Genomic DNA, 25,728 nt, shown 5'->3' with positions numbered 1-25,728 from the left:
CCCGGGCGCCCGGCAGCGGTTCTTCGGGACCGCCGCTGACGTCTCACCGGGCCGGACGCGAGACCGCTTCGGCCCCCCTGCCGGTGCTCCGTGAGCGCCATGGGTGATTTCCCCTACGGGCAGGTTGGGGGTTCTTCCGGAACCCGCGACCTGCCCTGGCCGTTTACCGTGGAGGTACAGGGCGCGGGCCGGAAACCGGCGCCGCCGACACGTCTGGGGAGAGCCCATGGAAGCCGCCGTCGCCATCGTCGGACTGCTAATTGTGCTGTTCGTTCTGGCCGGGGTCTTCGTGACGGTCAAGGCGGTCAAGGCAGCCAAGCGCGGAGTGGACCGCACGGTCGCCCACGCCCGCCGAACCGTCGAGGACACCACCCTCCGCGCCCGCCAGCTCGCCCAGCCCGGCGTGGTAGGCGAACTGGCACAGCTGCGCCTCTCGCTGCGCACCTCCATGCGCGCCACCCAGGACGTGCTTTACGGGGGCTCGCCGGACGACGCCTCCCTCAGCGAGGCGATCGGCCTCTTCGAGCGCCTCAGCGCCCATGGCCATGAGCTGGACGACGAACTCAAGCGGCTGGAACGCGAGCCCGACCGGGCCACCATCGGCACCCGCCTCCCGGACCTCCGGGAGCGGCTGGAGCGGATCACGCACTCCGCGGAGTCGCTGCGCTGGGCCGCGCGCGACCGTGCCCGCAAGTTCGCCGACGACGATCTGGCCTCGCTCAGCGACCAGATCGACGTGGAGTCCGGGGCGCTGCGCCACTGGACCCGGGTCGAGGACCCCATGGATCCCCTGCGGGACCCGGTACCGGGCCGCCCGGAGAGCGCGGGACCGGGAGAGACGAAGGCTCCCGGGCGAGGGCAGACGACGGAGGGGCCCGCACGGTCCGGTGCCGCCGCCGGTCCGTCGGACACCGCCGCCCGTTCTTGGGGCCCGGTCCCCGAGGACCCGCCGGCGATCACCGCACGGGACCCGCGCACCCAGCCGTCCTACCCGTGGCAGAAGGCCCCGCGGACGGAGGACACGACCAGGTGAGGGCGTAGCGGCGGCAGAAGGAGGGGGAGGGGTGGGGCGGGGGCCGGGGGAAGAGGAAGATGGCGGTGAAGAGGCTGACGGCTCCGGGCTTCATCCGGCTCCGCCTCGCTTCACCTGGCTTCTGCTCCTGGTGGACGTCGAGGACGCGGGGGGTGCCGGGGGTGTTGACGTGGTCTTTCCCGGGAACCAGGGCCTCGGCGGGGCCTTTCGGTGGGCTCTTGGCAGAGCCTTGGGTAAACCTGGAGGATCTTGGGGAGGGGCCCGCACTGTGCGGCGTCCGGATCCCCGGATAACCTCCCTGTCATGTCCCGCCATGTCGCGATCGTCACCGATTCCACGGCCTACTTGCCGCGGACGGCTATCGAGCGTCACCACATCACGGCCGTGCCACTGACCGTCGTCCTGGGGGACCAGGCCCTGGAAGAGGGCACCGAAATCTCCGCGAGATCCCTCGCCCAGGCGCTCCAGAAGCGCCGGCCCGTGACGACCTCCCGGCCCGGCCCCGCGACGTTCGCGGAGACCTACCGCAAGGTCGCGGCCACCGGCGCGAGCGGCATCGTCTCGCTCCACCTCTCCTCGGAATTCTCCGGCACCTACGACGCGGCGGTGCAGGCGGCCAGGGAAGCCCCGGTGCCCGTACGCGTCGTGGACACCGGGATGGTCGCCATGGCCCTCGGGTTCTGCGCCCTCGCGGCCGCGGAGACGGCGGAGGCCGGCGGGGACATGGACGATGCGGTCGCCGCCGCGGAGAAGCGCGCAGCGGGTACCTCCGCCTACTTCTACGTCGACACCCTCGACTATCTGCGCCGCGGCGGCCGGATCGGCGCGGCCCAGGCGCTGCTCGGCTCCGCGCTCGCCGTCAAACCGCTCCTGCAACTGGCCGACGGGCGGATCGAGCTGCTGGAGAAGGTCCGTACGGCGTCCAAGGCCATCGCGCGGCTGGAGGAGATCGCCGCGGAGCGGGCGGGCGAGGGCCAGGTCGATATCGCGGTCCACCATCTCGCCGCGGCGGAGCGCGCGGAGGCCCTGGCCCAGCGGCTCCGGGAGCGGGTGACGGGGCTCAATGAGCTGCATGTGAGCGAGGTGGGTGCGGTGATCGGCGCGCACACAGGCCCCGGGCTGTTGGGGGTTGTGGTTTCGCCGCGGTGAGAGGGGCGGCGGGGTGCCCTGTGGGTGACGGAGTTATCCACAACTGGGGCGTCATCCACCGGAATTGACGCTGCTCAGCGAGATCGGCGCGGGGTGCTTAGCGTCGGTCGGTATGAACTTGTCTCGGTCTGCGTCATGGGGGTTTCCGGCTTCGTCGGGGGATTCGGGGCTGGGGTCGGGGGCGGCTTCGGCTTCGGTTTCCGCTTCGGGGGCGCCTGATCCTTCCGTCTCCTCAGCTGCGTCGGCGGCGTCGGACTTCTCGGACCCGCCGGATGGGATGGCGGCTCCATCCGGTGGGGCGGAGCGGCGGGAGTGGGAGCGCGAGAGAGTGCGGGCCCGGGTTGCGGCGATCTTCGGTGACGCAGGAAGCGCTGCCGAGGCCGGCCCGCCGCCTTCTGGGCATGATCCTCCGCGCGGACGCCGTGGGGAGCGGGCGTGGTGTGCCGTACGCGAACGGCTTCCGCTTTGGGTGCAGTTACGGTGTGGCACCGACCCGAAGGCGCTCGCTGCCCTGGTCCTGGTGCTTGTGGTGGCTGTGGGGTTCGCCGTGCAGCACTTCTGGGTGGGGCGCCCCGAGCCGGTACGGGCCCCGGCGGTGGAACGGGCCGGAGGGGCGCCCGGCCCTGACCCACGAGCGCCGTCGCTGCCGTCAGCGTCATCGTCCGCCACTGCGGTGGCGACCGGCCCGCCCGGCAATACGGGGCGCCAGCTGGTCGTCGATGTTACGGGCAAGGTCCGGCGCCCCGGAATTCAGCGGATGCCACCGGGGTCGCGGGTGGTCGACGCCTTGCGGGCTGCGGGCGGCGTGCTGCACGCGGCGAACATCCGTGGGCTCAACCGGGCGCGGCTGCTGACCGACGGGGAACAGATCGTGGTCGGTGCGGCTGGTGCGGCTGGTGGCGGGGCTGGGCCCGGGGGTGGTGCCGGTTCCGCCGGCGTGGGGGCCGGCGGGTCGGGGAGTGGGCCGCCGAGTGCCGGGGCTGGTCCGGGCGGTCCGGTCAGTCTCAGCACGGCGACCGAGCAGCAGCTCGACTCTCTTCCGGGAGTGGGCCCTGTCCTGGCCCGTCACATCGTCGAATTCCGCACCCAGCACGGTGGGTTCACCTCGGTGGACCAGCTCCGTCAGGTGACCGGTATCGGTGACCGCCGCTTCGCCGACCTGCGCACCCTGGTGGTGCCATGACCAGTCCTCGCGCCACCGTGCACGCCACGGCGGCATCGCCGCACGGTGCCTCGGACCCGCATCAGGAGGGCCCGGCCGATCTGCGGCTTGTCGCGCCCGCACTGGCGGCCTGGGCGGCCGCGGCGATCGGGCTGGGCGTCCCCGGCGGGGGAGTGGCGGTGGCCTGTGGTGTGGCCGTGGTGCTGGCGGCCTTCGCCTTACGGGGGGCGGTGGTTCGGCGCAGGGCCGAGCGTGCATCAGGGGCGGGGGAGCAGACCGGTGTTGCTCCTCGTGTTGCTCCTCTGACCGACACCGGTCGGCGTGGCGCGGAGTCGCCCCGGCGCCGCTCTCCCCGCATCCGGTCGGCCGGTGCGTTGGTGGCCCTGGCTGCCGTGTTGCTGTGTGCCGCGGCGGGGGCTGCGTCCGCCGCGCTGCATGCCTCGGACCTGCGACGTGGGCCGCTGCCGGCCCTCGCGGACCAGTATGCGCGGGCCACGGTGGAAGTGGAGGTAACCGGAGACCCACGGCTGACCCGCCCCAAGGTGCGCGGCTCCCAACGCACGCCCCCGGTGCTGGTCTTCACGGCCGATGCCGTCCGCGTCACGGCGCCGAATGGCGAGGTAACGGCAGTCCGCACGCCCACCCTGGTGGTCGTGCAGCAGCCGGGAGGAGGGACCGGCGGTGCTCATCGGGGCATCGCGTCGGAGTGGCGGGAGCTGTTGCCGTCGACTCGGATCCGGGTGGTGGCGCGTGTCGCGCCGCCGTTGTTGTCCGGCGATCAGGTGGCCGCCGTGCTGCGGGTGACGCCCGGTGAGCCGCCACGCACGGTGGGTGCGCCGGACACGCTCCAGCGGTTGGCGGGGAGCCTGCGTGCTGGGCTGCGGGAGGCCACTGACGGGTTGAGTGCCGATGCCCGGGCGTTGTTGCCGGGACTTGTGGTGGGGGACACCTCGCGTGTGCCGCCGGATCTGGACGACGCCTTCCGTGCCACCGACCTGACGCATCTGCTCGCCGTGTCCGGCAGCAATCTGACGATTGTGCTCGCGCTGCTGATCGGCCCGCCGCATCTTGCGACGCGCGCCGAACGCCGCGGGCTGGCGCCGCGCCTGGGCTTGTCGCTGCGCGGTACGGCGGTCATCGGCGGCGCGCTCGCCCTCGCCTTCGTTGTGGTGTGCCGCCCGGACCCGAGCGTGCTGCGGGCCGCCGCCTGCGGTCTGATCACGTTGCTGGCGATCGGTACCGGCCGCCGCCGTTCGCTGCTCCCCGCGCTCGCCGCCGCGGTCCTGCTGCTGGTGCTCTACGATCCCTGGCTCGCCCGCAGTTACGGCTTTCTGCTGTCTGTCCTGGCGACCGGCGCTCTGCTGCTGCTCGCGCCGCGTTGGAGCGCCGCACTGCAACGGCGCCGGGTGCCGCCCCGTCTCGCCGAGGTGCTCGCCGCCGCGGCCGCTGCCCAGGCGGTCTGCGCACCCGTCGTCGCCGTGCTGTCGGCACGTGTGGGCCTGGTCGCTGTGCCCTGCAATCTGCTGGCCGAACTGGCCGTGGGCCCTGCGACGGTTCTGGGCTTCGCGGCCCTCGCGCTCGCTCCGGTCGTGCCGCCGGTCGCCCAGGCGCTGGCGTGGTGTGCGGGCTGGCCCGCCGAGTGGATCGCCGGTGTCGCCCGTACGGGAGCGGCGCTGCCCGGGGCGGAGTTCGCCTGGCCGGGCGGCTGGGTCGGCGGGTTGGCGCTGGCGGCCGCCGTAGTGGTCCTGGTGCCGGTGGGCCGCTGGGTGCTGCGCCGCCGCTGGCTGTGTGTGCTCTGCGCGTTGGCGGTGATCCTGGCGGTCTGCCGCCCCGCACCGTTCACCCGCGTCCTCACCGGCTGGCCGCCACCGGGTTGGCGAGCCGTGGTCTGTGACGTCGGGCAGGGCGACGGCCTGGTGCTGGCAGCCGGCGACGGTACCGCGCTGGTGGTGGACACCGGCCCTGAGCCCCACGCCATCGACCGCTGTCTGACCGACCTGGGCGTCCGCCGCATCCCCCTGCTCGTTCTGACCCACTTCCACGCCGACCATGTGGACGGGCTCCCGGGCGCGCTCCGCGGGCGCTCGGTCGGCGCGATCGAGACCACGACCCTGCAAGAGCCGCCGGGACAGGCGCAGTTCGTGCGCAGTACGGCTGCGGCGGCTCGGGTACCGGTCATCCGTGCGGCACCGGGGGAGCGCCGCCACCTGGGCCCGCTGACCTGGGAGGTCCTCTGGCCTCCCGCCTCGCCCACCCTCCCCGGCCCCAGCGTGTCCAGCAACAACCTCGCCGCCGTTGGCGCTCCCACTCGCCTTCACGACTCCACCCCCTCCTACGCCCCCACCGACCCCACCGTCTTCGACGGACCCAACGACGCCAGTGTGACTCTGCTCGTCCGTACGGGAGGGCTGACCCTCCTGCTGCTCGGCGACCTCGAACCGCCCGCACAGCAAGGGCTGTTGACGGCGCACCCAGAGCTTGGCGGTGTCGACGTCCTGAAGGTGGCACACCACGGCTCCGCCTACCAGGACCCGCCGTTGATACAGCGGCTGGCGCCGCGCCTGGCGCTGATCTCCTGTGGTGCCGGCAACCCGTACGGCCATCCGGCGCCCCGCACCATCGCAGCACTCCGCGCCCTGGGTGCCCGGGTGCTGCGTACGGACACCGACGGAGCCATCGCGATCCTCGGCACCGCGGCCGGGCTGTCCGCCGCGGTCACCGGCCACCGGGTCACGATGCACCTGGCCGGCGGCCCGAGAATCCGGGGCCGTATGCACCCGGGCGTGCGTCGCTCCGGCGTCCGCACGGCAGGCAGGCGTCGTCCGCGACGACGGGAGGAATGGAGAAAGGACCCAGAACCAGGATCAGTAGACTCCAGATTATGAGGATGAGTGAAGGCGTCGAGTGGGGCCTGCACTGTTGTGTGACGCTGGCCTGGCTCGAAGGGGACGGGCCCGTGTCCACCGCTCGCCTGGCGGCTTCCTTCGAGTTGCCGGCGGCCTACCTGAACAAGCGGCTTCAGGCGCTGGTGCGGGCCGGGATTCTGAGTTCCACTCCCGGCGCGCGGGGTGGGTTCCAGTTGGCACGGTCGCCGGAGCGGATCACCCTCATGGACGTCGTTGCGGCGATCGAGGGCACCGACGATGTCTTCCGGTGTACCGAGATCCGTCGGCGCGGGGCCGGCGCCGCGGCGTCCGGCAGGGAGTTCGGCCGGCCCTGTGGCATCGCCACGGCGATGCGCCAGGCCGAGCTGGCCTGGCGGCGTGAGCTGGCCGCACAGACCCTTGCCGATGTGATGGCCGGTACGCCCGCCTCGGCGGCGGAACGGACCCGCCGCTGGTTCGCTGCGGAGAGGACGCACACCTGATGGACACCGCTGCCACTGACGCCTACCTGGAACGGATCGGCGCCGACCGCCCCGCTTCCCCCGATGCCGACGCGCTTCGGGCACTGCACCTCAGCCATCTGCGCACCGTCCCCTTCGAGAATCTCTCCATCCACCTCGGCGAGGAGATCGTGCTCGCAGAGCAGCCGGTGCTCGACAAGATCGTCGGTGCCCGGCGCGGCGGCTTCTGCTACGAGCTCAACGGTGCGTTCGCCATGCTGCTGGGCGCGCTGGGGTATGAGGTGGAGCTGATGGCCGCGCGGGTGTTCGGCGCCGAGGGGAAGGTCGGGATCCCGTATGACCACCTTGCGCTGCGCGTCCAGACGTCCGACGGGCCATGGCTCGCGGACGTCGGCTTCGGCCGGCACAGTCACTTTCCGCTGCGCTGGGAGAGCCGTGCCGAGCAGGCCGATCCCGGTGGGGTGTTCCGGATCGAGGAGACGGCGGAGGGCGATCTCGATGTGGTGCGGGACGGCTCGCCGCAGTACCGCATCGAACAACGTCCGCGCGTATACGCGGACTTCGAGGTCGGCTGCTGGTGGAACCGGACCTCGCCCGCGTCGCACTTCACCCAGTCCCTGGTGTGCTCACGGCTGACGGAGACCGGTCGGATCACGCTCTCCGGCCGTACGCTCGTGACCACTGCGGTGGACGGTGCCCGCGAGGAGCGCACGGTTGCCGCTGACGAGATCCTCGCCGCCTACCGGGAGCACTTCGGGATCGTGCTGGACCGGGAACCCGTGGTGAGCGAGGTGCCCCCGCCTGGGACCGGAGCCCAGGGGCGCTCGTAGCGGCCTGTCGCCCGGCCGTCGGGAGGGCATGACCCGTCGCCCGGCCGTCGGGAGGGGGCGGCCTGTCGTTACTCGGCCTCGCGCCAGCCCTCGTACTCCGCCGCGAGGTCGTGCAGCCGCGCGGGGTCGTGAGCGGCGTCCGGGTCCTCGACGACCACCAGCCACTGGGCATCCTCGGCGTCGTCCTCACCGGCCAGCGCGTCCCGTACGAGCTGGGGCTCCTCGGTGACACCGAAGCGTTCGGTCAGGGCTTCGGCGACCTCCTCGGCCGCGTCGCGGTCGGGCAGCACCAGTACGTGGCGCACCGGTCGTACATCGGGGTGGTGGGGAGCTGCGTCATTCACCCGGCCATTGTCCGACAGGGGGAGGGAGGCCCGGTCCGGCAGGGGGCGGAGTGCGGCCGGGCCGGGTTGTCAGTGGCACGTGGGATGCTGGACCGCGATGGCCAGGAAGACAGCTCACGATGACCCGCTTGCCCCCGTCACGATCGCGGTGGGCCAGGAAGACCTGCTGCTGGACCGCGCGGTGCAGCAGGTGGTGGCGGCCGCCCGGGCGGCCGATGCGGACACCGATGTGCGCGACCTCACCCCCGAGCAACTACAGCCCGGCACCCTTGCCGAGCTGACCAGCCCCTCGCTCTTCGCCGAGCGCAAGGTCGTCGTGGTGCGGGCCGCCCAGGACCTGTCCGCGGACACGATCAAGGACGTCAAGGCGTATCTCGGCTCGCCCGCCGAGGAGATCACGCTGGTGCTGCTGCATGCCGGCGGCGCCAAGGGGAAGGGCCTGCTCGACGCCGCCCGTAAGGCCGGGGCGCGGGAAGTGGCCTGCCCCAAGATGACCAAGCCGGCCGACCGGCTGGCCTTCGTACGGAGCGAGTTCCGTACGACGGGGCGTTCGGCGACGCCGGAGGCCTGCCAGTCGCTGGTGGACGCGATCGGCAGCGATCTGCGTGAGCTGGCATCGGCCTGTTCGCAGCTGGCCGCCGACGTCGAGGGCACGATCGACGACGCCGTTGTCGCGCGCTACTACACCGGCAGGGCCGAGGCTTCGAGCTTCACCGTCGCGGACCGCGCCGTCGAGGGCCGGGCCGCCGAGGCGCTGGAGGCACTGCGCTGGGCGATCGCCACCGGCGTCGCCCCCGTCATGATCACCAGCGCACTGGCGCAGGGCGTCCGCGCCATCGGCAAGCTCGCCTCCGCCCCTCGCGGCGCCCGCCCCGGCGACCTCGCCCGCGACCTCGGTATGCCGCCCTGGAAGATCGACCGGGTCCGGCAGCAGATGCGCGGCTGGTCGGCGGACGGTGTGGCCACGGCGCTGCGCGCGGTGGCCGCCGCCGACGCGGGAGTGAAGGGCGGCGGCGACGATCCTGAATACGCCCTGGAGAAGGCCGTCGTGACGATCGCCCGGGCGGCCCGGTCACGGTGAGGCGGCCGCCGGGGGCGCCTGGGCAGGCATCCGGCGGCGGCCGGGTGCTCTCACCGAGCCCGCCAGCTCCTTACCGGGGCCGCGAGCACCGAACCGAGCCCTGACGCGCGGGACAGCGAGCCACCTGCTTGCCGAGCCTGCGGCTCCTCACCGGACCGCAAGCTACCCACCCGGCCCGCGATCCCTCACCGCCCCCAACCCCCTCACCTGGACCGCGAGTTCTGGAGGCGTTTGAGCGTCTCTGTGGCGCTGGTCTTCAGCATCGTTGCGGCCTCGTCGGCCGTTGGCTGCTTGGTGGAGCTGCTGCTTGATGCGTAGTTCGACCAGGTCGACTGATAGGTCATCCAGCCGTCCCGGATGCCGAGGATCACATACGAGCTGGAGCTTGTGCTGCCGTCGTCCTTCCGGGTCACCAGAAAGGCCTCGTCGCCGAGGCCTGGTACGGCCTCGACCCGGTAGCCGGTGGAGGCGTCCTGCTTCTCGTACGAGCGGTAGCTGTCGGCGAATTCGGGGCCGGGGTCGGTCTTCTTGTGCAGGGTGGCTGTGTTGGAGAGCCAGATCGAGGAATAGTCGGAGCTACTGGCGTTCTTCTTTTCCAGTGAGGTGTTGCACCACATGATGTCGAGAGAGGCCTGTTGCGCGCCGCTGTGCTGCGGATTGGCGTCTTTCGAGGCCGTGCCGGTGCTCGCCTTGGCCTTGAGGTCGGCATTCTCGAACGGGGTCATCGAGGTGTCCGCGCACAGATCACTGGTGTAGCCGTAGCCCGCGAGATCGGGGCTCGGCTCGGAGGAGAAGCCGCCGGTCGCGAACAACAGCGAGCCCCAGACCGCGGAGGCGGCGACGGCCCCGCCGATCGCCCAGAGCCAGCCGGACATGCCGCGGCCCGTGCCGTTGGGAGCGCCGGGCGCCGCTAGGGGTGTGCCCGCTGCCGGATAGCCGTATCCGCCGGGCGGCCCCTGCGGCGGGGGCTGCTGTGCGTAGGGATTCTGCTGTGCGGGCACCGGATTCTGCGGTGCGGGAACCTGGCCGTAGGGATGCGGCTGCGGCCGGCCGTAAGGATTATTCTGATCCCCCGATATGGACATGGGCGCAGCGTAGCGGACCCCGCCGAAAGTGAACCCGGCCCGGCGTCGTGAATTCCCTCGACGGTGGGTAAGCCCGATCTTTCGGACGCAAGCAACCCTCCGCCAAGAAATCTCGCCCCCGCAACAAGGGCCCCTGGACATATTCCCCGTAACAATTACCGCTCGCTCAGCAAAGGCCCCGAAGTAGATCCAGCATGCCTCACAACAAAACCGCAAGGAACTGCAAGGAGCTACAAGGGACCGCAAGGGGCCGCAAGGAACTGCGGGAACTGCCAGGGCCCCCAAGGCACTCCAAGGAACCTCTGACGCCCACGAACGGCCTGCCGGCAAACGATCAGCAAAAGCCCCGCAGTGGCGCGCCCGTCCCACGACAAAAGGCCCCGCCTCATCCCTGGGGAAGGGGGAGGCGGGGCCTTCATATCAAGCTGTTGCGGTCTCGTCGGCGGTGGTAGCCGCCGGGTGAGCCGGGTGCGCCGCACCCGCGTGGCGAACGCAGGCCGTGTGCGGCGCGGTGGTGCACCGGTCAGGGAGCGGAGAGAGGGGCCGCTGGTTCCCTGTCGGCAGGGTTACTGCTCGGGTATTGCGTTGGGTCGAAGATCAGGCCTGAACAGGCGAGACCTTCTTCCGGAGGAAGGTCAGCCCTTGAGGGACGCGACCTTCTTCGCCAGCGCCGACTTCTTGTTGGCGGCGGCGTTCTTGTGGATGACACCCTTGCTGACGGCCTTGTCGAGCTTCTTGGCAGCCTCGGCCTGGGCGGTGGCGGCCTTCTGAAGGTCACCGGCCTCCACGGCCTCACGGGTGCGACGGATCGCGGTCTTCAGAGTGGACTTGACAGCCTTGTTGCGCTGACGAGCCTTCTCGTTGGTCTTGATCCGCTTCATCTGGGACTTGATGTTCGCCACGAAAGAGCCTTTTCAGGTTCGTTGGAGTTTCGAGTTGCGCCTCGTACGAGAGAGGGCACGAAGCGCAGTGGACCAGGCTACCAGCAGGCTCCACGGCCGCCCAAACCGGACCGCACCCACCGCCGGACCGCCGCCCCGCCAGCGCCGAAACTCTCGCCCGGCCCCCGCCTGACCACCGTCCCGGCCCCCTCCTGACCACCGCCCGAGCCGTCCCCGAGCGCGCCGGCCCCCGCCCGACCACCGTCCGGGCCCCACCCGACCATCAGCCGCCCCCAGCCGCGAAGCCCCGCACCCCAGCCGCGCCCCCCACCGCCAGTCGCAGAAGCCCCCCGCGCCGCCCAAACCGGACCGAGCCCCTCGCTCATGGGACGATGGGGGGAGACGTCATATACCCGAGTCCCGCCTACCCGCGTTCACTGAATGGACCCTGCGTGCCCGCGACCCCTACGAACGTGCCGGAGCCGAGCCGTACCGATCCGGCCCTCCTCCGTAACTTCTGCATCATCGCGCACATCGACCACGGCAAGTCGACGCTCGCCGACCGGATGCTCCAGCTCACCGGTGTCGTCGACCAGCGGCAGATGCGCGCGCAGTACCTCGACCGCATGGACATCGAGCGCGAGCGTGGCATCACGATCAAGTCCCAGGCGGTCCGGCTGCCCTGGGACCCTTCCGAGGGTGAAGAAGGACGTGGCACGACCCACATCCTCAACATGATCGACACCCCGGGCCACGTCGACTTCACCTACGAGGTCTCCCGCTCGCTCGCCGCGTGCGAGGGCTGCATCCTTCTCGTTGACGCCGCTCAGGGCATCGAGGCCCAGACCCTCGCCAACCTGTACCTGGCGATGGAGCACGACCTCACGATCATCCCCGTCCTGAACAAGATCGACCTGCCGGCCGCGCAGCCCGAGAAGTTCGCCGCCGAGCTGGCCAATCTGGTCGGCTGCGAGCCGGAGGACGTGCTGCGGGTTTCCGCCAAGACCGGCGTCGGCGTGGCCGAGCTGCTGGACAAGGTCGTCCGCGAGGTGCCGGCCCCGGTCGGCGTCAAGGACGCCCCCGCCCGCGCGATGATCTTCGACTCGGTCTACGACGCCTACCGCGGTGTCGTGACCTATGTGAAGGTCGTCGACGGCACGCTCAGCAAGCGCGAGCGCATCAGGATGATGTCGACCGGCGCCGCGCACGAGCTGCTGGAGATCGGTACGAACTCCCCGGAGATGAAGGCCGCCGACGGGCTGTCCGTCGGTGAGGTCGGCTATCTGATCACCGGTGTGAAGGACGTCCGGCAGTCCAAGGTGGGTGACACGATCACCCAGCTCACCAAGGGGGCCACCGAGCCGCTGGGCGGCTACAAGGACCCCAAGCCGATGGTGTTCTCGGGGTTGTATCCGCTGGACGGCTCCGACTACCCCGAGCTGCGCGACGCGCTCGACAAGCTCCAGCTCAACGACGCCGCGCTGGTCTACGAACCGGAGACCTCCGCGGCCCTGGGCTTCGGCTTCCGCGTCGGCTTCCTGGGTCTGCTGCACCTGGAGGTCATCCGGGAGCGCTTGGAGCGCGAGTTCGGCCTCGATCTGATCGCCACCGCGCCGAACGTGGTCTACCGCGTGGACATGGAGGACGGCGCCGAGCACGAGGTCACCAACCCGAGCGAGTTCCCGACGGGCAAGATCGACAAGGTGCACGAGCCGGTCGTCCGGGCCACGATCCTGGCGCCCAGCGAGTTCATCGGCGCGATCATGGAGCTGTGCCAGACCCGCCGCGGCAACCTCCTCGGCATGGACTACCTCTCCGAGGACCGCGTCGAGATCCGCTACACCCTCCCGCTCGCCGAGGTCGTCTTCGACTTCTTCGACCAGCTCAAGTCCAAGACCCGTGGCTATGCCTCGCTGGACTACGAGCCCACCGGCGAGCAGGCCGCCGACCTGGTCAAGGTCGACATCCTGCTGCACGGCGACAAGGTCGACGCCTTCTCCGCGATCTGCCACAAGGACAAGGCGTACGCGTACGGCGTGCGGCTGGTCGCCAAGCTGCGGGAGCTGATCCCGCGGCAGAGCTTCGAGGTGCCGATCCAGGCCGCCATCGGCAGCCGGGTCATCGCCCGTGAGACGGTCCGGGCCATCCGCAAGGACGTCCTCGCCAAGTGCTACGGCGGTGACATCTCCCGTAAGCGGAAGCTGCTGGAGAAGCAGAAGGAAGGCAAGAAGCGGATGAAGATGGTCGGCAGCGTGGAGGTCCCGCAGGAGGCCTTCATCGCGGTGCTGTCCTCGGACTCCGACGGTGACGCGAAGGCGAAGAAGTAGCGCGTAGCCGGTGACGGCGGCCGCTGAGCGGCGGTGGCAGGGCGTCGGTCCCCATGGCGGGGCCGGCGCCCTGCCGGCTTCCGGGCCGCTTACGGGGAGGAAGGCCCGGGCGGGCGCCGGGGGTGGTGTGCTCCGGTCCGGCGGGTGTGATCCGGTGGCGGTGACCGGCGCGGCTCGCTATCGGGGCATTGCGCTTGCTACGCACACCTATCGCACCGGTCACATCGTGAACCAGTAGGTCGCAGCCCCTTACGTGGCGGCGCATCGCGCTCTAGTCTGATCACGCTCAAAGGTTACTCGCGAGTCACCAGCAACGAAGCGGGCCCCGGAGGACGCCGTGACGGACACTCACACGCTGATCGAAAACCGGCCGCCCTCGGTGGCCCACCTCTTCCTGGAACGGGTGGCGGCCACGCCCGACATCGAGGCCTATCGCCATCCCGTCCCCCCGGCCTCCGGCCAGGGGCCGGACGACTGGAAGGCGATCAGCTGGGCCCAGGCCGCGGAGCGGGTCTACGCCGTGGCCGCCGGGCTCATCGCCCTCGGCGTACGCCCCGAGGAGCGGGTGGCGCTGGCCTCGAACACCCGCGTCGAGTGGATCCTCGCCGACCTCGGCGTGCTCTGCTCCGGCGCCGCCACCACCACGGTCTACCCCAGCACCAACGCCGAGGAGACCGCGTACATCCTGTCCGACTCCGGCAGCCGGGTGCTGATCGCGGAGGACGCCGGACAGCTCGCCAAGGCCCGCGAGCGGCGGGCGGAGCTGCCCGAGCTGGCGCATGTCGTCGTCATCGACGAGACGGGCGCGGAGCCCGCCGAGGGTGACCCGGAGGGCTGGGTGCTCACCCTCGCCGAGCTGGAGAAGCGCGGCACCGCCTATCTGGAGGAGCACCCGGAGTGCGTCAAGGAGCGGGTCGGCGCGCTGCGGGCCGACCAGCTGGCGACGCTCATCTACACCTCCGGGACCACCGGCCGCCCCAAGGGTGTCCGGCTGCCGCACGACTGCTGGTCGTACATGGCCCGCGCGATCCAGTCGACCGGTCTGGTCCATGAGGACGATGTGCAGTACCTCTGGCTGCCGCTGGCGCATGTCTTCGGCAAGGTGCTCACCGCCGGGCAGATCGCGACCGGCCAGGTGATCGCCGTGGACGGCCGGGTCGACAAGATCATCGACAATCTGCCGGTCGTCCGGCCCACGTACATGGCTGCCGTGCCGCGGATCTTCGAGAAGGTCTACAACGGGGTCGCGGCCAAGGCCCGCGCGGGCGGCGCCGCCAAGTACAAGATCTTCCAGTGGGCGGCCGAGGTGGCCCGCGAGTACGCCAAGGTCTCGCAGGACAACTTCCGCCGCACCGGCAGCGCCTCGGTGCCGTTCGCGCTCGGCGCCAAGCACAAGATCGCCGACGCCCTCGTCTACGCCAAGCTCCGGGAGGCGTTCGGCGGGCAGCTGCGCGCGGCGGTCTCCGGATCGGCCGCGCTCTCGCCGGAGATCGGCTACTTCTTCTCCGGCGCCGGTATCCACATCCTGGAGGGCTACGGCCTGACGGAGTCCAGCGCCGCCAGCTTCGTCAACCCCGGCGAGGCCTACCGCACCGGAACGGTCGGCAAGCCGCTGCCCGGCACCGAGGTGCGGATCGCCGAGGACGGCGAGATCCTGCTGCGCGGCCCCGGCATCATGCAGGGCTACCACGGCCTGCCGGACAAGACCGCCGAGGTCCTGGAGGAGGACGGCTGGTTCCACACCGGCGACATCGGCGAGCTCTCCCCGGACGGCTATCTGCGGATCACCGACCGCAAGAAGGACCTGATCAAGACCTCGGGCGGCAAGTACATCGCGCCGGCCGAGGTGGAGGGCCAGTTCAAGGCGGTCTGTCCGTTCGTCTCCAATGTGCTGGTGCACGGCGCCAACCGGAACTTCTGCACCGCGCTGATCGCCCTCGACGAGCCGACCATCCTGACCTGGGCGGCGGAGCACGGCCTGGGCGGCAAGGGCTACGCCGAGGTCGTCGCCACCGACCAGGTCCGGGAGCTGATCGACGGCTATGTCGAGCGGGTCAACGAGGGGCTCCAGCGCTGGCAGCAGATCCGCAAGTTCCGGCTGCTGCCGCGTGACCTGGACATCGAGCACGGTGAGGTGACTCCGAGCCTCAAGATCAAGCGGCCCGTGGTGGAGCGGACGTTCAAGGACCTGCTCGACGACATGTACACGGGGGCGCGCGAGGCGTAGCCGCAGGGCACGGCCGGGCGGGACAGCGGTACGGGACGGGCCGGTCGGCTCCGCCCCGTACCGCCGTGCCCGCAGGCCGGCCCCGTGCCGCCGTGCCCGCAACTCCGACCCTGTCGGCCAACTCCCGCGGTACGTCAGCCGAATTGATGGCTGCGACCACCCACTTCTGTGACTCAGTGCTTATGTCTGCGCTCGTTCTGTCACTCTGTCGGTGGCGCATCCGGCGCTGTAGCGGAGCTGGTCGGGAGTTGCTCAATGAGGACGACAACTTCGTCTCCACGGGACGACGACGTCACGGCGGCGCGCGCGACGAGGACGGACAGGTTCCCCGGCGGACCCGTGGCCGGGGCCGCCGACGGTCCCGCCGCCCGTTCCCGCCGGGCCAGCCTGCCCGGTGACCCGCAGGCCGCTGCCGCCGCCCGGCGCTTCGTCCGGGCCACCTTCGCCGACTGGACCGGCCGGCGGCTGACCGGCGCGGAGGGTCTGACCGACCGGCTCGCCGACGAAGCGGTGCTGCTGGTCAGCGAGTTGGTGACGAATGCCGTGGTGCACGCGGGCACCACCGTCGAACTGCGCTGCCGGCTGGACCCGGGGCCCGGGCGGGACGGGGACCCGGAGCCGTACCGGGGCCGCGACCGGGAGCCGTACGAGGCGCCGCACCGGGAAGCGGCGGCCGCTCCGGGAGCCGACGACGCCTCCGGCCCCGGAATCCTCATCGAGGTCTCCGACCACCACCCCACCCAGCCGGTCCGCGCCCGTGCGGAGAGCGCCGCGTCCGAGAACGGCGGGCACGGGCTCCAGCTGATCAGCGCGGTCGCCGAATCCTGGGGCGTCACCTACCGCCGGGCCATGAAGACCGTGTGGTTCCGGCTGCCCGTGGGGGCCGCGGACGGCGCCGGCCGCCCCGAGCCGGAGTTCACCCTTGACCACCAGCTGCTCCAGCGCGAGCTGCGGGCCGCCGAACTCCTCGCCCCGGCCCCGCGCCGGGCCGCCCGTCCGGAACCCGGCAGCGGCCGGGCCGACAACGGCGCCCTGTCCTTCCTCGCCGAGGCCTCCGATCTGCTCTCCGGCCAGCTCGACGCCGACCAGGTCGCCGCGCTCGCCGCCCAGTTGATCGTGCCCCGGCTCGCCGAGTGGTGTGCGGTGTGGCTCTACGACAGCGACAGCGGCGCACCCGGCCGGGGGATCGTCCAGGCCGGTGACGAGCAGCGGCTCGCCGGCGTCTGGCACACCAGCGAGAGCCGGATCGACGCGCTGCGCACGGCGCTGGAGAAGCAGCCGCCGGAACTTCCGGGCGGCGGCGCGTCCGGCGGCGCACCGGGCATCGTGCCCTGGCCCTGGCCGTACGAACCGGGCGGCTGCGGCCCCGGCGGCGCCGCACTGGCCTGCCCCCTGGTCGCCGGCGGCCGGCGGTTCGGCACCCTGCTGCTCGGCCGGGGCGGGCTGCCGCACTTCCCCGACGCGGTGGTCGCACTGATCGAGGACCTGTGCCGCCGGGTCGCCCGCGCGGTCGCCACCGCCCGCGCCTACAGCCGCCAGGAGCGCATCAGCCAGGTCCTTCAGCGCCGACTGCTGCCCCGGGGGCGGGCGCGGGTGCCCGGGGTGGAGTCGGCGGTGGTCTACGAGCCGCGCGAGGGCGCCTGGGCGGGCGGCGACTTCTGGGACCTGTTCGACGCCGGGGACGGCCGCTGGTGCTTCGCGCTCGGCGACGTGTGCGGCAGCGGCCCGGAGGCGGCCGCGGTGACCGGGCTGGCCCGGCCGGTGCTGCGGCTGCTGGCCCGCGACGGCTTCGGGGTCGCGGCGGTGCTCGACCGGCTCAACAAGACCATGGCGCGGGAGGCCGCGGATTCGGTCGCGGCGGTCGCGGCGGCGGTGGCGGCGGCCGGCGCCGGGGCGGAGGCGCCGGTCGAGATCCGCGAGGAGGGCGAACAGGCCCGCTTCCTGTCCCTGCTCTACGGCGAGATCGTCCCGTACCCCGGCGGCTCCGGCGGCGCCCGCTGCACCCTCGCCAGCGCCGGCCACCCGCTGCCCCTGGTGCTGGGCACGGATGGCGCGGTCCGGGTCGTCGCGGCGCCGCAGATGCTGCTGGGGGTGGTCGAGGACGCGGCGTACGTCAGCGAATCGTTCGACCTCTGCCCCGGGGAAACGCTTCTGTGCGTCACCGACGGGGTGACCGAGCGGCGCTCGGGGCGGCGGCTCTTCGACGACGAGGACGGCCTCGCCACCGCCCTCGCCGCGGGCGCCGGCCTGGGTGCCACCGCCCTCGCGGACCACATCCGCCGCACCGTGCACGCCTTCGGCCCCACCCCGCCCGACGACGACCTGGCCCTGCTGGTCCTCCAGGCCTCGGCTCCCGGGGTGTCCTGAGGCACAGCGGCATCGGACCGGCATCGCCCCGCCATGACGGACAATGGTTCCCATGCCTTCCGCACTGCCTGATGGTGAGCCGATGCCCGAGGACGGGGCGCTGCCCGGTCATACCGCGGCCGGAGCCGCCGGGCGCCCCCTCGGCTTCTATCTGCATGTGCCGTACTGCGCGACCCGCTGCGGCTACTGCGACTTCAACACCTACACCGCGAGCGAGCTGCGCGGCTCCGGCGGCGCCCTGGCCTCCCGGGACAACTACGCCGACACCGTCGTGGACGAGATCCGGCTGGCCCGCAAGGTGCTGGGCGACGACCCGCGCCCGGTCGAGACGGTCTTCGTCGGCGGCGGCACCCCGACCCTGCTGCCCGCCGCCGATCTCGGCCGGATGCTGGCCGCGATCCGCGAGGAATTCGGCCTCGCGCCCGGCGCGGAGATCACCACCGAGGCCAACCCGGAGTCCGTCGACCCCCGCTACCTCGACGAGCTGCGCGCGGGCGGTTTCAACCGGGTCTCCTTCGGCATGCAGAGCGCCCGGCAGCACGTCCTGAAAATCCTCGACCGTACGCACACCCCCGGCCGGCCCGAGGCCTGTGTCGCCGAGGCCCGTGCCGCCGGCTTCGACCACGTCAACCTCGATCTGATCTACGGCACCCCCGGCGAAACCGACGACGACTGGCGCGCCTCCCTCGACGCCGCGATCGGCGCCGGCCCCGACCATGTCTCCGCGTACGCCCTGATCGTCGAGGAGGGCACCCAGCTGGCCCGCCGGATCCGCCGCGGCGAGGTCCCGATGACCGACGACGATGTGCACGCCGACCGCTACCTGATCACCGAAGAACGCCTCGCCGCGGCCGGTTTCACCTGGTACGAGGTCTCCAACTGGGCCACCACCGACGCCGCCCGCTGCCGCCACAACGAGCTCTACTGGACCGGCGCCGACTGGTGGGGCGCCGGCCCCGGCGCCCACAGCCACGTCGGCGGCGTCCGCTGGTGGAACGTCAAACACCCCGGCGCCTACGCCCAGGCCCTCAGCGAAGGCCGCTCCCCGGGCGCCGGCCGGGAGCTCCTCTCCGCCGAGGACCGCCGCGTCGAACGCATCCTCCTGGAGCTGCGCCTGGCGGACGGCTGCCCCCTGGAGATCCTCGCCCCGGCAGGCGCACGGGCAGCGGCCCGGGCGCTGGCCGACGGCCTCCTGGAAGCCGCTCCGTACGAGGCCGGCCGGGCGGTACTGACCCTCCGGGGGCGGCTGCTGGCGGATGCGGTGGTGCGGGATCTGGTGGACTGAGAACGTGCTGTCCTCGAACGAGTGAACCGATGCGGTGGGTCCGCGGGCCCGCCTAGGCTGCTCCTAGCCTGTGCCGTACACACGGCGACGGGATACGGAGGCCATGGAGATGACCGCTGTGGATGAACGCCGGATGACGGAGCTCTTCGAGAACCTTGAGGTTCCCGAGGGCGTCAAGATCGAGCTCCTCCGGGGGAACATCGTGATGATGGCGGGGCCTGACGTGGTCCACAACGACATCGTGGAAGCTGTCCTCGACCAATTTCCGCGGAAGAAGTGGCGGCGCCTGCAAACCCAGGATGTCGCGCTTCATCAAGAGTCCAGTGAGCCCCAGCCGGATCTCGTGCTGGTGGAGCGTGGAACCGGACCGGACTCCGGGCGCATGATGCCGCCCGAGGTGATCAAGATGGTTGTCGAGGTTGTCTCCAAGACCAGCGTTGATCATGACTACGTCATCAAGCGTTCGATCTACGCGGCGAGCAGGCTTCCGCTCTACTTGATCATCGATCCCCTCGTGGCCCACTGTGTCCTGCTCGCCGGGCCCACCGGCACCGGGGAGAACGCCGACTACCAGTCGCAGTCGATCTATAAATTCGGCGATCCCGTGCCGTTGGACCTGCTCGATGTCGTACTCGACACCAGCGAATTCGGGACCCTCCCCAACGTCAGGCCGCACCGCCGGCCGTGACGAAGTCGATCAGCTCCTCCACCCGCCCCAGCAGTGCCGGCTCCAGGTCCTTGTAGGAGCGCACGCAGGAGAGGATCCGCTGCCAGGCGGCGCCCGTGTTCTCCGGCCAGCCCAGGGCCCGGCAGACGCCCGTCTTCCAGTCCTGGCCGCGCGGGACGGTCGGCCAGGCCGGGATGCCGACCGAGGACGGTTTCACGGCCTCCCAGATGTCGATGTACGGGTGGCCCACCACCAGCGCGTGGTCACCGGTGACCCCGGCCGCGATCCGGGACTCCTTCGAGCCGGGTACGAGATGGTCGACGAGGACGCCGAGGCGGGCGTCCGGGCCGGGGGAGAAGCTGCGGACGATCGCGGGGAGGTCGTCGACGCCCTCCAGGTACTCCACGACGACGCCCTCGATGCGCAGGTCGTCGCCCCACACCCGCTCCACCAGCTCGGCGTCGTGCCGGCCCTCCACGTAAATGCGCCCGGCGCGGGCGACCCGTGCGCGGGCGCCGGGGACGGCCAGGGAACCGGACGCCGTACGCGCCGGAGTGGCGGTGGCCGGTCTGCCCTGGGGGCGTACGAGGGTGACCACCCGCCCCTCCAGGAGGAAGCCGCGCGGCTCCATGGGGAAGACGCGGTGCTTGCCGAAGCGGTCCTCCAGGGTGACCGTCGGGCCCTGGGCGGTCTTCTCGCAGCGGATCACGGCGCCGCAGAAACCCGAGGTGACCTCCTCGACGACCAGATCGGGATCGGCGGGCACCTCGGGCGCCGGGCGCTGCTTCTTCCATGGTGGGGTGAGGTCGGGGCTGTAGTGCCTGTTCTGCATCGAGTGGAGCCTGTCCGTGGGTGAGCGGGCGGGGGTCAGGAGGGGGCGACGCCGAAGCGGGCGGCGAGGGCGGCACGCTGGGTGCGGACGAAGGCTGCGTCCACCACGGCGCCGTGGCCGGGCACATACCGTGCGTCCTCGCCGCCGAGGGCCAGCAGCCGGTCCAGTGCGCCGGGCCAGCGCTGCGGCAGCGCGTCCGGGCCCGCCTGGGGTTCCCCGGACTCCTCGACCAGATCGCCGCAGAAGACGATCTCCGGGGACCCGCCCCGGCCCGGTACCAGCACCGCGAGATCGTGCGTCGAGTGCGCGGGGCCGACATTGGCGAGCAGCACCTGCCGGTCGCCGAGCTCGACGGTCAGCTGGTCGTGGACGTGGTGGTGCGGGGCGACCAGCAGATCGGCGGCCTCGGCGGCCGCGTCGCGGTCGACGCCGTGCCGTATCGCGTCGTGCCGCAGCACGTCCTTGCCGCGGCGCAGCAGATCACCGAGACCGGCCGCGCCGAAGACCTTGACGCCCGCGAACGCGGCGGTGCCCAGGACGTGATCGAAATGCGGGTGGGTGAGCGCGACATGCGTCACGTCCCGGCCCAGCACACCGCGGATCGCCCGCCGCAGATCCGCGCCGTCACGCAGGGTCGCGCCGGTGTCGACGATCATGACGCCGGTGGTGCCCGCGATCACGCCGATCGTCTCGTCCCAGCCCGGCATCCGGCGTCTGGCGACACCGTCACCGAGCTGTTCCCAGCCGGCCTCTTCCCAAGACGTTTGCATACCGAGACGCTAGCGCCATCGCGATAGCGTTGCCCGACAGATCGGCCGAACACGGTCACCGGGCGGGTGCTGTGTGCGGCCGCCCTTGCCGTGTCCGTGCTACTCGGCCGTACACTGGCTCAAGGTCTGGCACTCGGCCCGTGTGAGTGCCAGGAGAGTCGAGACGGCGGACGGCCGGACTGGAGGTGCGCGGGATGCTCAGTGAACGCAGGCTCGAAGTGCTGCGCGCCATCGTCCAGGACTATGTCGGGACGGAGGAGCCGGTCGGCTCCAAGGCCCTGACCGAACGCCATCAGCTCGGCGTCTCCCCGGCCACCGTCCGCAACGACATGGCCGCCCTGGAGGACGAGGGTTTCATCGCCCAGCCGCACACGAGTGCCGGGCGCATCCCGACCGACAAGGGCTACCGCCTGTTCGTCGACAAGCTGGCCGGTGTGAAGCCGCTGTCCAGCCCGGAGCGGCGGGCGATCCAGAACTTCCTGGACGGCGCCGTCGACCTCGACGACGTCGTGGGCCGCACGGTCCGGCTGCTGGCGCAGCTGACCCGGCAGGTCGCGGTCGTGCAGTACCCGTCCCTGACCCGGTCCACGGTCCGGCACGTCGAGCTGCTGGCCCTGGCCCCGGCCCGGCTGATGCTGGTGCTGATCACGGACACCGGGCGGGTCGAGCAGCGGCTCATCGACTGCCAGGCACCGTTCGGCGAGACCTCGCTGGCGGATCTGCGGGCCCGGCTCAACAGCCGGGTCGTGGGGCGCCGGTTCGCGGATGTGCCGCAGTTGGTGCAGGATCTCCCGGAGTCCTTCGAGCAGGACGACCGCGGCACGGTCTCGACAGTGCTGTCGGTGTTGCTGGAAACTCTGGTGGAGGAGACCGAAGAGCGGCTGATGATCGGCGGCACCGCCAATCTCACGCGCTTCGGGCACGATTTCCCCCTGACCATCCGGCCGGTGCTGGAGGCCCTTGAGGAGCATGTGGTGATGCTCAAGCTGCTCGGGGAGGCCAAGGACTCGGGCATGACCGTACGTATCGGGCATGAGAATGCCCACGAAGGCCTGGCGTCCACATCGGTCGTCACGGTCGGCTACGGTTCGGGCGACGAGGCAGTCGCCAAACTCGGCGTGGTCGGACCGACCCGCATGGACTACCCCGGAACGATGGGAGCGGTACGCGCAGTGGCACGTTACGTCGGACAAATCCTCGCGGAGTCGTAAGTGGCCACGGATTACTACTCGGTCCTCGGTATCGGACGCGACGCCTCGCAGGATCAGATCAAGAAGGCCTTCCGCCGGCTGGCGCGCGAGCTGCACCCGGACGTGAACCCGGATCCGAAGACCCAGGAGCGGTTCAAGGAGATCAACGCCGCTTACGAGGTGCTCTCGGACCCGCAGAAGAAGCAGGTCTACGACCTCGGCGGCGACCCCCTCTCGCAGGCGGGCGGCGGCCAGGGCGCGGGCGGCTTCGGCGCGGGCTTCGGCAACTTCTCCGACATCATGGACGCGTTCTTCGGCACCGCGTCGCAGCGCGGGCCGCGCTCGCGCACCCGCCGCGGCCAGGACGCCATGATCCGGCTCGATATCGAGCTGACCGAAGCGGCCTTCGGCACGACCAAGGACATCCAGGTCGACACCGCCGTCGTCTGTACGACGTGCAGCGGCGAGGGCGCGGCGCCGGGTACCTCGGCGCAGACCTGTGACATGTGCCGCGGCCGCGGTGAGGTCTCGCAGGTCACCCGGTCGTTCCTGGGCCAGGTCATGACCTCGCGGCCGTGCCCGCAGTGCCAGGGCTTCGGCACGGTCGTCCCGACGCCGTGCCACGAGTGCGCGGGCGACGGGCGGATCCGTTCCCGCCGCACCCTGACCGTCAAGATCCCGGCCGGTGTCGACAACGGCACCCGCATCCAGCTCGCGGGCGAGGGCGAGGTCGGCCCCGGCGGCGGCCCCGCCGGTGACCTCTACGTGGAGATCCACGAGCTGCCGCACCCGGTCTTCCAGCGGCGCGGCGACGATCTGCACTGCACGGTCACCATCCCGATGACAGCGGCGGCGCTGGGCACGAAGTGCCCGCTGGAGACGCTGGACGGAGTCGAGGAGATCGACGTCCGGCCCGGTACCCAGTCCGGCCAGTCGATCCCGCTGCACCAGCGCGGGGTGACCCATCTGCGCGGCGGCGGCCGCGGCGACCTCATCGTCCATGTCGAGGTGCAGACGCCCACCAAGCTCGAACCCGAGCAGGAGGAGGCGCTGCGGCGGCTGGCCAAGCTGCGCGGTGAGGAGCGGCCCACGGGGCAGTTTCAGCCGGGGCAGCAGGGTCTCTTCTCGCGGCTGAAGGACGCTTTCAACGGGCGATAGCCCAGGTCGGCCCGGGGGTCCGCGGAGGTTCCCCGGGCCCCCGTGGAAGCCACCGCCCCTGTTCGGGGCGGTGCGGTGGGCGTGACACGATGTGCTCATGCCCACCGCACCGACCGATCTCTGCCGCTACCCGATCGTGCAGGCCCCAATGGCGGGAGGCGGCTCCGGACCCGAGCTCGCCGCCGCCGTCTGTGCGGCCGGCGGTCTCGGCTTCCTCGCCGCCGGCTACAAAACCGCCGACGGGATGTACCAGGAGATCAAACAGCTGCGGTCGCTGACCGACCGGCCCTTCGGCGTCAACCTCTTCATGCCGCAGCCCTCCCTGGCCGACGGCTCCGTCGTCGAGGTCTACCGCGAACAGCTCGCCGGTGAGGCCACCTGGTACGAGACCGAACTCGGCGACACCGACGGGCCCATCGACGACGGCTACGAGGCCAAGCTCGCGATACTGCGCGAGGACCCGGTGCCGGTGGTGTCCTTCACCTTCGGCTGCCCCTCGCGCGCCGTCCTCGACGCGTTCGCCAAGGTCGGTACGTACACCGTCGTCACGGTCACCACCGCCGCCGAGGCACAGGCCGCGCAGTGGTCGGGCGCGGACGCGGTGTGCGTGCAGGGCGTGGAGGCCGGCGGCCACCAGGGCACCCACCGGGACGATCCGCATGCGGACGGGACCGGCGCGGGGCTGGGGCTGCTGGCGGCGCTCGGCCAGGTCCGGGAGGCCGTGCAGATTCCGATGATCGCCGCGGGCGGGCTGATGCGCGGGGCGCAGATCGCGGCGGTGCTGGCCGCCGGGGCGACCATGGCGCAGCTGGGCACCGCCTTCCTCGCCACCCCCGAGTCGGGCGCCAACCCGCTGCACAAGCAGGCACTGACCAACCCCCTGTTCACGCATACGGAGTTGACCCGGGCGTTCTCCGGACGGCCGGCCCGCGGGCTGGTCAACCGCTTCCTGCGCGAGCACGGCCCGTACGCACCGGCCGCCTACCCGGCCGTCCACTACCTCACCTCCACCGTGCGCAAGGCCGCCGCCAAGGCGGGCGACGCCCAGGGCATGAACCTGTGGGCGGGGCAGGGCCACCGGCTGGCACGGGAGCTGCCCGCCCGGCAGCTGGTGGAGGTGCTGGCAGCCGAACTGGACGCCGCGCGCGCCGCGTTGCACCGCTCCGCCACCGGCGGCGCGTCATGACCGCGCCGGTCTTCCTCGTCGAGTCCCTCGCGGGCGTACGGGCCGGCGGCACCCTGATGCTGGACGGTCCGGAGGGCCGGCACGCGGTGTCGGTGCGCCGGCTGCGGACCGGCGAGGAGGTCGTCCTGACGGACGGTCACGGCACCGGCGCCTACGGCACGGTCGCCGCCGTCGAGGGCAAGGACCGGCTCACCGTCGCGGTCACCGCACTGCGCACCGAGGACCCGCCGAGCCCCACGATCACCGTCGTCCAGGCGCTCCCCAAGGGCGACCGCGGGGAGCTGGCCGTCGAGACGATGACCGAGACCGGGGTGGACGCCATCGTGCCCTGGCCGGCGGCGCGTTGCGTCACCCAGTGGAAGGGCGAGCGGGCCGCCAAGGCGCTGGGCAAATGGCGGGCCACCGCCCGCGAGGCCGGCAAGCAGTCGCGCCGGCTGACCTTCCCCGAGGTCGCCGACCCGCTGACGACCAAGCAGGTGGCCGCGCTGCTCGCCGACGCCGACTTCGCGGCCGTCCTCCACGAGGAGGGCAGCGCGCCGCTCGCCACCGCCGAACTCCCCGCCGAGGGCCGGATCGTGCTCGTCGTCGGCCCGGAAGGGGGTGTCTCCCCGGAGGAGCTCACCGCCTTCGCCGAGGCGGGCGCCAGGCCCTACCGGCTGGGGGCGAGCGTGCTGCGCACCTCTACGGCCGGGACGGCGGCCGTCGCGCTGCTGTTGGGGCGTACGGGGCGGTGGGCCTGAGCGGTCCGCTGCGCTTTGCTTTTGCCCCACGTTTTCGGCTTTCCCGCCGTGGGTGTTGCTCGCCGTTT

Annotated in this window: 21 protein-coding genes; 16 read left to right on the top strand and 5 right to left on the bottom strand. The window is 71.7% G+C overall.

Annotated elements, in window-relative coordinates; translation table 11 throughout:
* The first annotated feature begins 226 nt into the window (after window positions 1–226).
* From CP981_RS13230 to CP981_RS13205, 6 genes are all read left to right on the top strand, one after another.
* Window positions 227–1,033 (top strand): hypothetical protein, encoded by an 807-nt coding sequence (locus CP981_RS13230; protein ID WP_085925650.1) that lies wholly within the window; start codon window positions 227–229, stop codon window positions 1,031–1,033.
* 303 nt (window positions 1,034–1,336) lie between these two features.
* On the top strand, window positions 1,337–2,182 hold the full coding sequence (locus CP981_RS13225) for a DegV family protein (protein WP_085925651.1): 846 nt from the start codon (window positions 1,337–1,339) through the stop codon (window positions 2,180–2,182).
* Between the two features lie 469 nt (window positions 2,183–2,651).
* Window positions 2,652–3,365, top strand: a complete 714-nt coding sequence (locus CP981_RS13220; RefSeq protein WP_341873676.1) for a ComEA family DNA-binding protein — start codon at window positions 2,652–2,654, stop codon at window positions 3,363–3,365.
* Window positions 3,362–6,229 (top strand): ComEC/Rec2 family competence protein, encoded by a 2,868-nt coding sequence (locus CP981_RS13215; RefSeq protein WP_167536092.1) that lies wholly within the window; start codon window positions 3,362–3,364, stop codon window positions 6,227–6,229. Before CP981_RS13220 ends, CP981_RS13215 begins: the two co-directional genes overlap by 4 nt.
* Complete coding sequence (locus tag CP981_RS13210; RefSeq protein WP_085925652.1) at window positions 6,226–6,711, top strand: RrF2 family transcriptional regulator; 486 nt, start codon at window positions 6,226–6,228, stop codon at window positions 6,709–6,711. Before CP981_RS13215 ends, CP981_RS13210 begins: the two co-directional genes overlap by 4 nt.
* On the top strand, window positions 6,711–7,520 hold the full coding sequence (locus CP981_RS13205; RefSeq protein ID WP_085925653.1) for an arylamine N-acetyltransferase family protein: 810 nt from the start codon (window positions 6,711–6,713) through the stop codon (window positions 7,518–7,520). The genes CP981_RS13210 and CP981_RS13205 overlap by 1 nt, the downstream gene beginning before the upstream one ends.
* 68 nt (window positions 7,521–7,588) lie before the next feature.
* Here the strand turns inward: CP981_RS13205 and CP981_RS13200 are convergent, their stop codons facing one another.
* Window positions 7,589–7,864: a hypothetical protein gene (locus tag CP981_RS13200; protein ID WP_244329644.1), complete on the bottom strand. Its 276-nt coding sequence runs from the start codon at window positions 7,862–7,864 to the stop codon at window positions 7,589–7,591.
* Window positions 7,865–7,961: 97 nt separating this feature from the next.
* Here CP981_RS13200 and holA point away from each other — a divergent pair, with 97 nt between their 5' ends.
* A complete protein-coding gene (gene holA, locus CP981_RS13195) occupies window positions 7,962–8,945 on the top strand; it encodes a DNA polymerase III subunit delta (protein ID WP_085925655.1) in 984 nt (327 codons plus the stop codon).
* A 203-nt stretch (window positions 8,946–9,148) separates the two neighbouring features.
* Here the strand turns inward: holA and CP981_RS13190 are convergent, their stop codons facing one another.
* Both CP981_RS13190 and rpsT read right to left on the bottom strand, forming a co-directional pair.
* Window positions 9,149–10,030, bottom strand: a complete 882-nt coding sequence (locus CP981_RS13190; RefSeq protein WP_244329643.1) for a hypothetical protein — start codon at window positions 10,028–10,030, stop codon at window positions 9,149–9,151.
* 635 nt (window positions 10,031–10,665) lie between these two features.
* Complete coding sequence (gene rpsT / locus CP981_RS13185) at window positions 10,666–10,932, bottom strand: 30S ribosomal protein S20 (RefSeq protein ID WP_085925657.1); 267 nt, start codon at window positions 10,930–10,932, stop codon at window positions 10,666–10,668.
* A 431-nt stretch (window positions 10,933–11,363) separates the two neighbouring features.
* Here rpsT and lepA point away from each other — a divergent pair, with 431 nt between their 5' ends.
* The 5 genes from lepA (at window position 11,364) to CP981_RS13160 (ending at window position 19,805) form a co-directional block, all read left to right on the top strand.
* Entirely contained in the window at window positions 11,364–13,238 is a 1,875-nt protein-coding gene (gene lepA, locus CP981_RS13180) for a translation elongation factor 4 (RefSeq protein WP_085928445.1), read from the top strand.
* A gap of 337 nt (window positions 13,239–13,575) precedes the next feature.
* On the top strand, window positions 13,576–15,465 hold the full coding sequence (locus tag CP981_RS13175) for an AMP-dependent synthetase/ligase (protein WP_085928444.1): 1,890 nt from the start codon (window positions 13,576–13,578) through the stop codon (window positions 15,463–15,465).
* A gap of 255 nt (window positions 15,466–15,720) precedes the next feature.
* Window positions 15,721–17,832, top strand: a complete 2,112-nt coding sequence (locus CP981_RS13170; RefSeq protein WP_085928443.1) for a SpoIIE family protein phosphatase — start codon at window positions 15,721–15,723, stop codon at window positions 17,830–17,832.
* 52 nt (window positions 17,833–17,884) lie between these two features.
* On the top strand, window positions 17,885–19,117 hold the full coding sequence (hemW, locus tag CP981_RS13165; protein ID WP_085928442.1) for a radical SAM family heme chaperone HemW: 1,233 nt from the start codon (window positions 17,885–17,887) through the stop codon (window positions 19,115–19,117).
* Between the two features lie 109 nt (window positions 19,118–19,226).
* Complete coding sequence (locus CP981_RS13160) at window positions 19,227–19,805, top strand: Uma2 family endonuclease (RefSeq protein ID WP_085928446.1); 579 nt, start codon at window positions 19,227–19,229, stop codon at window positions 19,803–19,805.
* On the opposite strand, the gene CP981_RS13155 is transcribed toward CP981_RS13160, so the two are convergent.
* Entirely contained in the window at window positions 19,783–20,616 is an 834-nt protein-coding gene (locus CP981_RS13155) for a DUF3097 domain-containing protein (RefSeq protein WP_085928441.1), read from the bottom strand. The two genes, CP981_RS13160 and CP981_RS13155, sit on opposite strands and share 23 nt — an antisense overlap.
* 35 nt (window positions 20,617–20,651) lie before the next feature.
* Window positions 20,652–21,386, bottom strand: coding sequence for an MBL fold metallo-hydrolase (locus tag CP981_RS13150; RefSeq protein ID WP_085928440.1), 735 nt, complete (start codon window positions 21,384–21,386; stop codon window positions 20,652–20,654).
* Between the two features lie 194 nt (window positions 21,387–21,580).
* Here CP981_RS13150 and hrcA point away from each other — a divergent pair, with 194 nt between their 5' ends.
* The 4 genes from hrcA to CP981_RS13130 all read left to right on the top strand — a co-directional run bounded on the left by hrcA (window position 21,581) and on the right by CP981_RS13130 (window position 25,660).
* A complete protein-coding gene (gene hrcA / locus CP981_RS13145; RefSeq protein ID WP_085928439.1) occupies window positions 21,581–22,597 on the top strand; it encodes a heat-inducible transcriptional repressor HrcA in 1,017 nt (338 codons plus the stop codon).
* Window positions 22,598–23,734 carry a molecular chaperone DnaJ gene (dnaJ, locus tag CP981_RS13140; protein ID WP_085928438.1) on the top strand — a complete coding sequence of 379 codons (1,137 nt, stop codon included), beginning with the start codon at window positions 22,598–22,600 and terminating at the stop codon, window positions 23,732–23,734.
* A 97-nt stretch (window positions 23,735–23,831) separates the two neighbouring features.
* The gene (locus tag CP981_RS13135) at window positions 23,832–24,920 is read left to right on the top strand and encodes a nitronate monooxygenase (protein WP_085928437.1); all 1,089 of its coding nucleotides are present in this window, start codon (window positions 23,832–23,834) and stop codon (window positions 24,918–24,920) included.
* A complete protein-coding gene (locus CP981_RS13130; RefSeq protein ID WP_085928436.1) occupies window positions 24,917–25,660 on the top strand; it encodes a 16S rRNA (uracil(1498)-N(3))-methyltransferase in 744 nt (247 codons plus the stop codon). The genes CP981_RS13135 and CP981_RS13130 overlap by 4 nt, the downstream gene beginning before the upstream one ends.
* The last annotated feature ends 68 nt before the right edge of the window (window positions 25,661–25,728 follow it).

Source organism: Streptomyces platensis, assembly GCF_008704855.1.
GTDB lineage: Bacteria > Actinomycetota > Actinomycetes > Streptomycetales > Streptomycetaceae > Streptomyces > Streptomyces platensis.
Note: the sequence above shows the minus strand (reverse complement) of the source record. Positions and strands in the feature narration are given on the sequence as shown.